The 319-nt window shown below is 30.7% G+C and carries 1 protein-coding gene; it reads left to right on the forward strand.

Translation table 11 applies throughout. The features are described from left to right. On the forward strand, positions 1 to 319 hold a 319-nt coding region (locus tag ACSG5Z_RS30070), incomplete at both ends, for an oligosaccharide flippase family protein (RefSeq protein WP_435712766.1).

A 319-nucleotide genomic window follows, 5' to 3' on the forward strand; every position in this document is an offset into this window, starting at 1 on the left:
GTTTAGGGGTTTAAATAAACTCATGTATATATCGATATTAACAGTAATGTCAAAATTATTTACGTTTGTATTGATGTTGTTATTAATTAAAAGTGAGAGTGATTATTACTTACTAGGGATTGTATATGCTGTGCCAACCATAATTATATGTGTAATTGCTCAAATAGTGGTGATTAAATTAGGGGTTAAAATTCAGAGGGTTAGTATTAGGAGAATACTTTCAGAAATTGAAGAGGGGAAAGATATATTTCTTTCTAATATCATTGGGGTATTATATACGACCTTGAATACGATAGTGGTGGCATTCTTTGGCGGTAGT

It is taken from the genome of Bacillus pretiosus (genome assembly GCF_051294775.1).
Taxonomy (GTDB): domain Bacteria; phylum Bacillota; class Bacilli; order Bacillales; family Bacillaceae_G; genus Bacillus_A; species Bacillus_A wiedmannii.